Source organism: Microbaculum marinum (assembly GCF_037855135.1).
In the GTDB taxonomy this organism is placed as follows: Bacteria; Pseudomonadota; Alphaproteobacteria; order Rhizobiales; family Tepidamorphaceae; genus Microbaculum; species Microbaculum marinum.
Genome location: NZ_JAZHOF010000011.1, coordinates 50,884 through 63,470 on the forward strand (window position 1 = coordinate 50,884; position 12,587 = coordinate 63,470).

Sequence of the window (12,587 nt, forward strand, 5' to 3'; positions counted from 1 at the left end):
CGGGAGAGGTGGGCGCCCGTCGTGCGGCTGGAACCTGGGTCTTAAGTCGCTCGCGTCATCCCGGAACCCGCACCCCGGAAACGGGTGCTCCCGATGTCCTCGTCGAATCGAGACATCGGAAACATCCGATGTCTCGGCGGCTATCCGGGATCGGGGAGCCACGAAGGGCGCAGTGGCTCTGCGATCCCGGCTCTGAGCGCTGAAGCCTGGACGGTGATGGATGCAAGGGCAGCGGCCTCGATCCGGAGCCCGCCCTCGGGCCGCGCTTCAGCGCGGACCCGGGGGAGACGCCGCCTTCGGCGGCTCCTCAGGATGAGGATCAGGCTCAGAGAAAAATCCTCATGGTGAGGAGCGAGCCAACGGCTCGCGTCTCGGACGCTAGCGTCTCGAACCATACAGGCCCGGGCTTTCGGACATGCCGTTAGCCGCATGGACACCCCTCCATCGTCATCCCGGAAATCGCACCAGCGATTGTCCGGGATCGCCCCACCCCAAAGCGCTGCGGCCCCGGGCGATCCCGGCTCAGCGCGCTGATGCGCTTGGCCGGGATGACTGGGAAGGGGGAGGGCGCAAACACCAACCGCTGCCGAATAGGCGGCGGCCGGTCACGGGCGCATGTGTCGAGTGTCTGAGCAAACTAGCACAGGAGCGGCACGCTGCACAAGGACTTTATTCCTAGTTCCGCACGGTGACACAGAGACGAACTGAATCAAGACAAAAAACAACGATTTGGCGAGCTAGCGTGGCATGAGAATCGCGTAGGATATTACGCTCGCCCGCGAATTAGTTGGTCGATTAAGATATCTACTACATTAAAAACGGCAGTTCGAAATCCCAAAGTGAACAACATCGAGCTCTAATACGATGCCCAATACGCTAAATTTTGAGGAAGCTGCACGGATTGCAGTTCAGAATATTGTAAGGCATGGCGATACCGACATATTTCCCCTCCCGTTCGAGAGTCACGCGTTTTACGACAGGAAAGATAAATTTGTAGATCTCGTTGTTGAGTATGATAAGCATTTCGAAGAGTATTTAGCTAGATTTCCACCGTCGAATGTAAACGCGCTAACGCCTGTTTCATACTACGGATTTCGTTGGGCTACCCAGCTCGATCCTATATGGAATGCTCACTGGCTAAGTTGCGTTGTGGCAATCTCTGAACTCATTGAAGCTTCTCGAATACACACAAGCGAAAATTGTGTCTACTCTTATCGAATAAATCCTGATGATCAGACGGGAGATTTATTTGATCGTAATTATGCATGGCAAAGCTTTATGCTGCGATCGTTGGAGAAATCGGCCGAATATGACTATGTTGTGAAGTGCGACGTGAGTGAATTCTACCCCAGACTCGGACATCACCGCTTGGAGAACGCTCTTCTGCAGATTGCTGCTGACACCGGCTATCCCAAGAAAATAATGTCATTCTTATCAAATTTCTCGAATACGCGATCCTTTGGACTACCAATAGGTGGGCCAGCTGCGAGGATGCTGTCGGAATTGACTATAAATCAGATAGATCGTCTTTTGAGAGGCGCCAATATAGACTTTACCCGATATGCAGACGATTTTCACATATTCGCGAACACGCGTGAAGAGGCTTACAGATATACAATCTTCTTGTCAGAAAAGTTGTTTGAAAATCAGGGGCTTTCACTTCAGAAGTCAAAGACCCGTATCATGACTGCAGCTGAATTTAGCGCAACTAGTCCGGTTGTTTGGTCAGAAGATGCAGAAAACGCTGAAGAACGTGAGGGGAAAACTTTTGATAAACATCACGAAGCGCAGGGAATTCTAAGCATATCTCTGAGATTTGATCCGTATTCTCCTACGGCGGAAGAGGATTACGAGGCCCTTAAGGCTAATATTGATCAATTTGATATTATGAGTTTATTGAGAGAAGAGCTATCAAAATCGCGAATACATATTGCGCTTTCCAGGAAGATAATTGCTACGATTCGCTTCCTGGAGGGGAAAGTGAGAGATGATGCTGTTCTTTCTATAGTTGGCAATAGTGACATATTATACCCGATAATATCGTCCGCTCTCATAATGATGGATCGTGTATATGAAGAATTGGGTGACCCTGCAAAAATAGAGCTTATCGATAAGCTGATATCCATGATAAGAGCGGACTCTCATATATTTCGTATTGACGTGCACCTGTGCTACGCACTTAGAGTTCTTCAGCATTCTCATACTGAAGACGTTCAGCAATTGCTGAAGGAAATATATTCAAAAAGAACCTCTGAGATAGTACGACGTGACATAATCCTGATTATGGCGCTATGGGGCGATTGGTATTGGTTGTCGGATCTTCGGAACCGCTATCGGCAGCTTAGCTCCGCAGAGAAGAGGGCGCTATTGGTGGCTTCGTATTCATTGAAAGACGAGGGTAAGCACTGGCGGAATAGCATAAAGCGCGAGCTTAATCCGCTAGAGTTATTTATTATTGATTGGGCTATTGAACGTGTAAACGAAGGCAAGCGGAGTTTCCCGCTTTGATTGACGCATCCAGTTTTGCGACAAATCACAATGCCTTCTGGGCTGACTATGCCCCCACTTCTGAGCATTTCGTTCGGAGAGTGAACCTCGCGTATTCTAAGCGGTGGGATGTTCCATTGGCTAAGCCGGAACAACAAATACGTGCCGCTTTTGTATCAGAAATAGCTTTTGCGCGGCTATGTGGCCGTCAGAGACGTGCTCCACCGAATACTTCTCCTTTAGACTCAATAGAGGAGGCCAAGGCGAAGCTGCTTCCAATCCTTGAGAATCCGACTGTACTAGAGGGGGAGATTTCAGATGTCGAGTTGAATCAAATTAATGGACTGGAAAAAAGACTTGTTTCGTTCTTCAGGCCAGAAATAGTCGAAAACATTGTGAGGCCGATATTTAGCGGATGTGGTTACATCGATTCTTCTGAAGGCGATATTATTAATGATGGTCGTCTATTCGAGATTAAAGCAGTAGATAGACCGTTTAGAAGCAGCGATATCAGGCAGTTGATTACATACTGTGCGTTGAATCATCTTTCTAATCAATACGACATTAAAAGAATAGGGGTGTTTAATCCGCGGCGAGGTGTCTATTTTAGTTTGCCAGTCCGCGTGGTTTCGCGAGAGATTTCGGGGCAGACCGAACAAGAGCTATTCGATAATATCGTTAATGCGGTTTCTAGTGGGGATATTTCGCGCTGAGATTGGAGATGGATCCCCAACAGGAGCCGGCTAGGGGTAGAGAATCGACATAAGCTCTATAAGCATTCTCAGTGGGAGCAATGATCGACGGGGCTTTGTTTGGGCCACATCCGAATGTCACACCCCCACCATCTCCCCCAACGCCCCCTTCACCGCCGCCAGCGCCTGCTCCGCCTTGTCCCCGTCCGGGCCGCCCGCCTGGGCCATGTCGGGGCGGCCGCCGCCGCCCTTGCCGCCGAGCGCGGCCGCGCCGAGGCGCACCAGGTCGACCGCGCTGATCCGGTCGGTGAGGTCGTCGGTGACGCCGACGACGAGGCCGGCCTTGCCGTCCTCGCTGATGCCCACCACCGCGACCACGCCGGAGCCGACCTTCCGCTTGGCCTCGTCGGCGATGCCCTTGAGGTCCTTCGACGGGATGCCGTGGACGACGCGGCCGAGGAACTTCACGTCGCCGACCGTCTCGATCTCCGGCCCGGCGCCTGCCGCGCCGGCGCTCCCCGAGACGTCGCCCATGGCGAGTTTGCGGCGCGCCTCGGCGAGCTCGCGCTCGAGCTTCCGGCGCTCGTCGAGCAGGGCCTTCAGGCGGCTTTCCACCTCCTCGGGCGTGACGCGCAGCTCGGCCGCCACCGCGCGCAGGCGCTGGTCCTGCTTGTGCAGGTAATGCCGGGCGGCCTCGCCGGTCAGCGCCTCGAGCCGGCGCACGCCGGCCGCCACCGCGCCCTCGTTGACGATCGCCACCAGGCCGATGTCGCCGGTGCGCGTCACATGCGTGCCGCCGCACAGCTCCACCGACCACGGAGGGACGTTCGTCCCTGTTCGCGCAGGGCCGCCGGAGACGGTGTCCGACGGGGCGCCGGACGCGGGGCCCGACGCGAGGGAGGCGTCCGGACCGGGCGCGGGGCGGGGCGCCGGCGGCAGGCCCATCGACACCACGCGGACCTCGTCGCCGTATTTCTCGCCGAACAGCGCCATGGCGCCCGAGGCGATCGCCTCGTCGACGTCCATGACGCGGGTGACGACCGCGCCGTTCTGCAGGATGACGTCGTTGGCGAGGTCCTCGATCGCCTCCATCTCGGCCGCCTCGACGGGCTTGGGATGGGAGAAGTCGAAGCGCAACCGGTCCGGCGCGACCAGCGAGCCCTTCTGGGCGACGTGGTCGCCGAGCACCTGGCGGAGCGCCGCGTGGATCAGGTGGGTGGCGGAATGGTTGGCGCGGATCTCGGCGCGGCGGGCGTGGTCGACCTCGAGCTCGAGCGGCTGGCCGACGACGATCTCGCCGGCCTCCACCGTGCCCTGATGCGCCCACACCGCGCCCAGCATCTTGCGGGTGTCGGCGACGGCGAAGCGCGCCTGCGCGGCCGACGTCGCCGGGCTCCGCATGGTGCCGGCGTCGCCGACCTGGCCGCCGGATTCGGCGTAGAACGGGGTCTGGTTGAGGACGACGATGCCCTCGTCGCCCGCCGCCAGCCGCGACACCTCGCGGCCGTCCTTGATGAGCGCGGTGACGACGCCCTCGGAGACTTCCGTGTCGTAGCCGAGGAACTCGGTGGCGCCGACCCGGTCGCGCAGCGCGAACCAGACGGTCTCGGTCGCAGCCTCGCCGGAGCCCGCCCAGGCGGCGCGGGCGTCGGCCTTCTGGCGCGCCATCGCCTCGTCGAAGCCGGCGGTGTCGACGCCGATGCCGCGGCCCTTCAGCGCGTCCTGGGTGAGGTCGAGCGGGAAGCCGTAGGTGTCGTAGAGCCTGAAGGCGACGTCGCCGGGCAGCGTCGCCCCGGAGGACATGTCGGCGGTCGCCTCGTTGAGCAGGTCGAGGCCGCGCGCCAGCGTCCTGCGGAAGCGGCCCTCCTCGAGCTTCAGCGTGTCGGTGATCAGCGCCTCGGCGCGGGTCAGCTCGGGATAGGCGCGGCCCATCTCGGCGGTCAGCACCGGGACGAGGCGCCACAGGAGCGGCTCGCGCACGCCGAGCAGTTCGGCGTGGCGCATGGCGCGGCGCATGATCCGGCGCAGCACGTAGCCGCGGCCCTCGTTCGACGGCAGCACGCCGTCGGCGATCAGGAAGGAGGCGGCGCGCAGGTGGTCGGCGATGACGCGGAAGCTCGGCCGGTTGCCGCCCGCGTCGGGCACGCCGGTCAGGTCGACGGCGGCGCCGATCAGGTGGCGGAACAGGTCGATCTCGTAGTTGTCGTGGGTGCCCTGCAGCACGGCGGCGATGCGCTCCAGGCCCATGCCGGTGTCGATCGAGGGCCGCGGCAGCGAGACGCGCTCGTCGGGGGTCACCTGCTCGAACTGCATGAACACCAGATTCCAGATCTCGATGAACCGGTCCCCATCCTCGTCGGGGGAGCCGGGGGGGCCGCCGGGGATGTGCGGGCCGTGGTCGAAGAAGATCTCCGAGCAGGGGCCGCACGGGCCGGTCTCGCCCATCTGCCAGAAGTTGTCGCTGGTCGGGATGCGGATGATCCGGTCGTCGGACAGGCCGGCGATCTTCTTCCACAGGGCGTGCGCCTCGTCGTCCTCGGCGTAGACGGTGACCAGCAGCCGGTCGCGGTCGAGGCCGAACTCGCGCGTCACCAGGTTCCAGGCGAGCTCGATGGCGAGGTCCTTGAAGTAGTCGCCGAACGAGAAGTTGCCGAGCATCTCGAAGAAGGTGTGGTGGCGCGCGGTGTAGCCGACATTGTCGAGGTCGTTGTGCTTGCCGCCGGCGCGCACGCATTTCTGCGCGGTGACGGCGCGCGAATAGGGGCGGTGCTCGGCGCCGGTGAAGACGTTCTTGAACTGCACCATCCCCGCGTTGGTGAACATCAGGGTCGGATCGTTGCGCGGCACCAGCGGGCTGGAGGGAACGATCTGGTGGCCGTTCCTGGCGAAATACTCGAGGAACGCTGTACGAATGTCGTTGACGCCGGTCATCTGGCCGAACACCTGTCTTCGCCCGTCGGGGGCCGTGAACGATTGGGGACGCGATACGCCGTTCGGGAACCCGCGCGACGGCGCCGTCTTGCCGGCGGCTGTTCTAGCGGCGGGTCCGAAGACTGTCCACCGGATCGCGCCACCCCGATCGCGCCACCCGGATCTCGCGGGCCGGATCGCGCGGGCCGTCTCGCGGGCCGGATCGCGCGGGCCGTCTCGCCCCCTCCCGGGTCACCTACGCTGCCCGGCAGCGCAGGCATGCCTCGGCCGCGGGTTGCCGAACGCCGCAACGTCGGTTAGGCGAAGGTCGACTTCCGGCAGGCGAGGCGACAATGCAGAAGATCGGACTGATCGGCGGACTGAGCTGGGTATCGACGGCCGAGTACTACCGCCGTCTCAACCGGATCGCCCAGCAGCGTCTCGGCGGGGTCACGTCGGCCCGCCTGGTGCTGGAGAGCGTCAACCGGCAGGACTATGTCGAGGCGGTGATCGAGCGCGGCGACGAGGCGGCCGCCTGCGCCCAGATCCTGGCCGCCGCCCGCGGCGTCGAGGCGGCCGGCGCCGCCTTCATCGTCATCTGCTGCAACGACGTGCACCGCTTCGTCGACGAGATCGAGCCGGTCCTCTCCATTCCCTTCCTGCACATCGCCGAGGCGACGGCCCGGGCCATCCGCGCCAGCGGGCTCGAACGGGTGGCGCTGCTGGGGGTGCGCAAGACGATGGAGGGCGACTTCTATCCCCGCATCCTCGCCCGCCACGGCATCGAGACGATGGTGCCGACCGAGGCCGAACGGGCCTTCGTCCACGACACCATCTATGCGGAACTGGTCAAGGACGTGTTCACCGACGCGACGCGGCAGGGCTACGTGCGGCTCGTCGAGGCGCTGGCCTCGCGCGGCGCCGAGGGCGTGATCCTCGGCTGCACCGAGATTCCGCTGCTGGTGCGGCCGGAGGACCTGGGCGTTCCGTCCTTCTCGACGACGGATCTGCACTGCGAAGCCGCGATCGAGAGAGCCGTGGCTGCCGGCTGACCCGCCGCCCTCGACGGGAAGCCCCCAGGACGCAACGCCCTCTACGCAAAGCCCGAGCACGCAAAGCCCCGGGACGCAAAGCCCCGGGACGCAAAGCCCGGGGACGCAAAGCCCGGGGGCTCGGCTCGCCGCTTCACCCGCCTCGTGGGGCCGGGGCCTGCATGCAGATCTCCGCCGAAGCGGCACCGGCCGAAGCAGGCGCGCGGACGCGGCGCTGCGGGGCGCTGGCCGCCTCAAGCCTCCAGCGCGTCGTCGCCGTCCTCGTCGCCGTCGCGCTCGGCGGGCGGCACGATGGTGACGGCCAGGCCGGCGTTCTGGCGGATCGCCGTCTCGATCGCACCGGCGATCTCGGCATTGTCGCGCAGGAACTGCTTGGCGTTCTCGCGGCCCTGGCCGAGGCGCTGGCTATCGTAGGAGAACCAGGCGCCGGACTTCTCGACGACGCCGGCCTTGACGCCGAGGTCGAGCAGTTCGCCGGTCTTGGAGACGCCCTCGCCGTACATGATGTCGAACTCGATCTCGCGGAACGGCGGGGCAAGCTTGTTCTTGACCACCTTGACGCGGGTCTGGTTGCCGACCACCTCGTCGCGGTCCTTGATGGCGCCGATGCGGCGGATGTCGAGGCGCACCGAGGAATAGAACTTCAGCGCGTTGCCGCCGGTGGTGGTCTCCGGGCTGCCGAACATCACGCCGATCTTCATGCGGATCTGGTTGATGAAGATCACCATGGTGTTGGAGCGGGAGATCGAGCTGGTCAGCTTCCTCAGCGCCTGGCTCATCAGCCGGGCCTGCATGCCGGGCAGCGAGTCGCCCATCTCGCCCTCGAGTTCGGCGCGCGGGGTGAGGGCGGCGACCGAATCGATCACCAGCACGTCGATCGCGCCGGAGCGCACCAGCGTATCGGCGATCTCCAGCGCCTGCTCGCCCGTGTCGGGCTGCGAGATCAGGAGGTCGTTGACGTTGACGCCGAGCTTCTTGGCATAGGTCGGGTCGAGCGCATGCTCGGCGTCGACGAAGGCGCAGATGCCGCCGCGCTTCTGGGCTTCGGCCACCGTGTGCAGGGCAAGCGTGGTCTTGCCCGAGGATTCCGGTCCGTAGATCTCGATGACGCGGCCGCGCGGCAGGCCGCCGATGCCGAGCGCGATATCGAGACCGAGCGAGCCGGTCGGAATGGTGGACACCTCGACCACCTTGCCGTCCTGGCCGAGCCGCATGATCGAGCCCTTGCCGAAGTGACGTTCGATCTGACCGAGCGCCGCTTCCAGCGCCTTGTTCTTGTCCATGCCGTCTCCTTCGACGAGGCGGAGAGAGGAATTCGCCATTGTTCGGCTCCTTATTTCACAGAGGACCGGTGATTCACAGCCCGTGAAGGGGATATGTGGAATGCGCCGAAGGGAAATGTACGCTATTTGTTCCGTGAACACAACAGGAACATTTATCGCAGCCCCTGTTCGGGCACGGACCCTGTTCGGAAACCGGCCCCAGGTTGCGAACCGGCCCTACGCCGCGAACCGCCGCGCCCCCGCCACGCAGGCAATGACGGCGACCGTTGAGACGATCATTGCCGTCGACACCGCCTCGTTCAACAGCAGCGCGGCCAGCGCCAGACCGAGGAACGGCTGCAGCAGCTGCAGCTGCCCGACGGCCGCGATGCCGCCCTGCGCCAGCCCGCGATACCAGAAGAAGAAGCCGATCAGCATGCTGAACAGCGAGACGTAGGCGAGTGCGATCCAGGCGGTGGCGCCGACGTCCGACAGGGTTCGGGGCAGGGTGGCGACCGTCAGCAGGCCCATCGCCGGCAGCGAGAACACCAGCGCCCAGCAGATCACCTGCCAGCCGCCGAGCCTGCGCGAGAGCCTCGCTCCCTCGGCATAGCCGAGCCCGCACACGACGATCGCCGCGAGCATCAGCAGGTCTCCCGCCGGGGAGGCGGCGAGCCCCCGGGTCAGCGCGAAGCCGGCGACGACGGCGCTGCCGCACAGCGAGAAGATCCAGAACGCCGGCCGCGGCCGTTCGCCGCCGCGAACCACCGCGAAGATCGCGGTCGCCAGCGGCAGCAGGCCGATGAAGACGATCGAGTGGGCGGAGGTCACGTATTGCAGCGCCAGCGCCGTCAGCAGCGGGAAGCCGACCACCACGCCAAGCGCCACGGCGATCAGCGACCCCGCGTCGGCCCGGGCCGGCAGGCGCTGCCGGAAAGCGAGCAGGAGGATCGCTGCCAGGCCGCCGGCGATGGCGGCGCGCGCCACCGTCAGGAAGACGGGGTCGAGCTGGAGCACCGCCAGCCGGGTCGCCGGCAGCGAGCCGCTGAAGATCGCCACGCCCACGAAGCCGTTGATCCAGCCGGCCGTCGATCTGTCCATCCGCCACTCCCTCGGTTGTGCCGGCGGTATTGCGCCCGAAGGCCGGCCGCCGCCAGTGACAGTCCAGTACGGTTCGGACATACTGTTATGGAAGCAAGGGCGATACGGATGGCCGGGATGGGGGACGAGGGAACGCTTATCTCGAAGGTGATGGCGGCGATCCGGCGGCGCGTCGCCAGCCGCAGCCTGCCGGTCGGCGCGAAGCTCCCGTCGATCCGGCAGATGGCCCGCACGATGCAGGTATCGCCTGCGACGGTGGTGGAGGCCTACGAGCGCCTTGCGGCCGAAGGCCTGATTCGGTCGCGGCCGGGCTCCGGCTTCTTCGTCGCCAGCCTGGCGGCGCCGCTGGACCTGTCGGAGATCGGTCCGAGGCTGGACCGCGCCATCGATCCGCTTTGGGTGTCGCGGCAGTCGCTCGAGGCGGGCGAGGGCGACGTGAAGCCCGGCTGCGGCTGGCTGCCGCCGTCGTGGCTTCCCGAAGCCGCGCTGCGGAAGGCGCTGCGCGGCCTGTCGCGGGCCAGCGACGTCGACCTCGGCGAATACTCGACGCCGCTCGGGCTTGCGCCGCTGCGCCTGCTCGTCGGCCGGCGGCTCGCCGAGACCGGCGTCGAGGCCGCTCCCGACCAGATCATGCTGACGGAGTCGGGAACGCAAAGCATCGACCTGCTGTGCCGCTTGCTGCTCGAGCCGGGAGACGTCGTGCTGCTCGACGATCCCTGCTACTTCAATTTCCAGGCCCTGCTGCGGGCCCACCGCGTGACGGTGGTCAGCGTTGCCTACACGCCGTCCGGGCCGGATCTGGCGCAGTTCGAGACGATCCTCGCCGAGCACCGGCCGCGTCTCTACATAACCAACTCCGCCGTCCACAATCCGACCGGCGCCACGTTGTCGCCGGTGACCGCGCACCGGATGCTCAAGCTCGCCGAAGCGTATTCGCTGACGATCGTCGAGGACGAGATCTTCGCCGATTTCGAGGACAGTCCCGCGCCTAGGCTCGCCGCGTTCGACGGCCTCGAGCGGGTCGTCCAGGTCGGCAGTTTCTCCAAGACCCTGTCGGCGTCGGCGCGATGCGGCTTCATCGCCGCGCGCCGGGACTGGATGGCCGGGCTGGTCGACCTGAAGATCGCGACGTCCTTCGGCGGCGGCCGCCTCAGCGCCGCGCTGGTGCTGAGCGTGCTCAGGGACGGCGGCTACCGCAGGCACCTGGACGGGCTTCGGCACCGTCTCGCCGGTGCCAGGGCGGACGTCGCGGCCCGCCTGGGCAGGCTGGGGATCGTGCCGTGGCTGATGCCGCGGGCGGGCATGTTCCTGTGGTGCAGACTGCCGGACGGGCTCGATTCCGCCGACGTGGCCCGCGAGGCGCTCGCGCAGAACGTCGTTCTCGCTCCCGGAAACGCCTTCAGCGTGTCGCGGTCGGCCGGCGCCTGTCTCAGGTTCAACGTATCCCAGTGCGACGACCGGGTGTTCGAGGTGCTCGAGGCGTCGCTGCGGGGGGCGAGGGCACGCGCGCCGGCGTGAACGTCCGCCGGCGCTTGGGCGTCACGCGGCGGAGGTGACCGCCTCGCCCATCGCCTCCGCCGCATCGCCGGTCGTCATGCCCGCGTCGCGGGCCAGCGTCCGCCAGGTGTGAAAGCTCAGCGCCAGTTTCAGCATCGCCCGGCTCCTGGCGCTCAGGCCCTGCCCGAGCACCTCGGCGTATCCGGCGAAGTAGGGCCCCAGCCGCAACTCGGTCACCTCGCGCGTCAGGGCGTGGTGCTCGGCGTCGCGCAGCACGCACGCCGCCTGCCCCTCGTTGCGCGCGTACCAGTCGTAGAGGGCGCGAAGGCCGGTGCCCAGCCGCTCGCGGCGGTCGCCGATCTTCCGCCAGGGCTCGGCGTCGGGCGGGGGATCTCGCTCCATCGCCAGCCCTGAGCACGCCAGGAACAGGCTCCGCTCGTCGGGAAAGTGGGCATAGACCGTGTGCCGCTGCACGCCGGCGCGCTCGGCGATCATGCTGAGCGACGTCCGCGCCGGTCCGACCGTGGAGTGCAGGTCCACCGCGGTCTCGACGATCTTCTGCCGGGTCTCGGCCTTGCGCTCGGCGCGGCGCTTGAGCGTGTAGGTTCGGGTCATGGTATTTGGTTGCACATGCCTGTGTCGTGAATGTTGACGGCGCGCCTGAATTTGAATACACATATATGTATAGTGAATTTGACGGCTGTCCAGACCCGCGGCAAGCCCGCCTGGTCGGGCCTTCGGGAGTCAATCGTCATGGAAACGCAGGTCAGTGAAATCGCCGACGGCATCTTCCGCCTGTCGACCTATGTCCCCGACATCGCGCCGCCCGCGGGGTTCACCTTCAACCAGTTCGTCGTGCTGGGCGAGGAGCCGCTGATGTTCCACACCGGGCTGCGCAAGATGTTCTCCCTCAACCATGCGGCGCTCGTCCGGCTGCTGTCGCCGGAGCGGCTGCGTTGGATCGCCTACGGCCATTTCGAGGCCGACGAATGCGGCGCCATGAACGAATGGCTCGCCGCCGCGCCGCACGCCACGCCCGCCCACGGCCAGACCGGCGTCGACGTGTCGCTGAACGACTTTTCCGACCGCGCGCCCCGCATCCTGCAGGACGGCGAGGTGATCGACCTCGGCGCCGGCAAGCGGGTCCGCTTCATCGACACGCCGCATACGCCGCACGGCTGGGACGCGGGGGTCCTGTACGAGGAGTCCACAGGCACGCTGCTGTGCGGCGATCTCTTCACCCAGCTCGGCAACGACCGCGCCACGACCGATGGCGACATCGTCGGCCCCGCCGCCGCGGCGGAGGATATCTTCAGGTACTCGGCACTGAATCCGGGCATGGGCGCGACCCTGCGCGGACTGGCGGACCTGGCCCCCCGGACGCTCGCTCTCATGCACGGTCCAGCCTTTACCGGGGACGGCAGCGCCGCCCTGCGGGCGCTGGCGGAGGAATACGACCGGCGGGTGACCTCGGAACTGCGTGAACGGCTGCCGTCCGCCGCGTAGGCGGCCGGGCCATCGGCGCCGGCTTTCGCCACCGCCGCGACCGGGCAGGCGGCGGGCGGGACGCTGCGCACTATCACCGG

Annotated in this window: 9 protein-coding genes; 5 read left to right on the forward strand and 4 right to left on the reverse strand. The window is 64.9% G+C overall.

The genetic code is table 11. The features are described from left to right. The first annotated feature begins 864 nt into the window (after positions 1-864). Both V3328_RS22550 and V3328_RS22555 read left to right on the forward strand, forming a co-directional pair. A complete protein-coding gene (locus tag V3328_RS22550) occupies positions 865-2,508 on the forward strand; it encodes an RNA-directed DNA polymerase (RefSeq protein WP_340331984.1) in 1,644 nt (547 codons plus the stop codon). Positions 2,509-2,624: 116 nt separating this feature from the next. Further along, positions 2,625-3,200: a hypothetical protein gene (locus V3328_RS22555; RefSeq protein WP_340331985.1), complete on the forward strand. Its 576-nt coding sequence runs from the start codon at positions 2,625-2,627 to the stop codon at positions 3,198-3,200. A gap of 117 nt (positions 3,201-3,317) precedes the next feature. Here V3328_RS22555 and alaS read toward each other — a convergent pair whose 3' ends face one another. Continuing rightward, positions 3,318-6,110 (reverse strand): alanine--tRNA ligase, encoded by a 2,793-nt coding sequence (gene alaS / locus V3328_RS22560; protein ID WP_340331986.1) that lies wholly within the window; start codon positions 6,108-6,110, stop codon positions 3,318-3,320. A 332-nt stretch (positions 6,111-6,442) separates the two neighbouring features. Between alaS and V3328_RS22565 the strand changes: the two genes are divergently transcribed. After that, a complete protein-coding gene (locus tag V3328_RS22565) occupies positions 6,443-7,141 on the forward strand; it encodes an aspartate/glutamate racemase family protein (RefSeq protein WP_340331987.1) in 699 nt (232 codons plus the stop codon). 233 nt (positions 7,142-7,374) lie between these two features. On the opposite strand, the gene recA is transcribed toward V3328_RS22565, so the two are convergent. Together recA and V3328_RS22575 are read right to left on the reverse strand one after the other, a co-directional pair. After that, a complete protein-coding gene (gene recA / locus V3328_RS22570) occupies positions 7,375-8,463 on the reverse strand; it encodes a recombinase RecA (RefSeq protein WP_340331988.1) in 1,089 nt (362 codons plus the stop codon). Positions 8,464-8,640: 177 nt separating this feature from the next. Then, on the reverse strand, positions 8,641-9,504 hold the full coding sequence (locus tag V3328_RS22575; RefSeq protein WP_340331989.1) for a DMT family transporter: 864 nt from the start codon (positions 9,502-9,504) through the stop codon (positions 8,641-8,643). A gap of 117 nt (positions 9,505-9,621) precedes the next feature. Here V3328_RS22575 and V3328_RS22580 point away from each other — a divergent pair, with 117 nt between their 5' ends. Further along, entirely contained in the window at positions 9,622-11,022 is a 1,401-nt protein-coding gene (locus V3328_RS22580; protein ID WP_340331990.1) for an aminotransferase-like domain-containing protein, read from the forward strand. Between the two features lie 21 nt (positions 11,023-11,043). Here the strand turns inward: V3328_RS22580 and V3328_RS22585 are convergent, their stop codons facing one another. Continuing rightward, the gene (locus V3328_RS22585; RefSeq protein WP_340331991.1) at positions 11,044-11,616 is read right to left on the reverse strand and encodes a TetR/AcrR family transcriptional regulator; all 573 of its coding nucleotides are present in this window, start codon (positions 11,614-11,616) and stop codon (positions 11,044-11,046) included. Positions 11,617-11,754: 138 nt separating this feature from the next. Between V3328_RS22585 and V3328_RS22590 the strand changes: the two genes are divergently transcribed. Continuing rightward, a complete protein-coding gene (locus tag V3328_RS22590; protein WP_340331992.1) occupies positions 11,755-12,507 on the forward strand; it encodes an oxygen-binding di-iron domain-containing protein in 753 nt (250 codons plus the stop codon). The last annotated feature ends 80 nt before the right edge of the window (positions 12,508-12,587 follow it).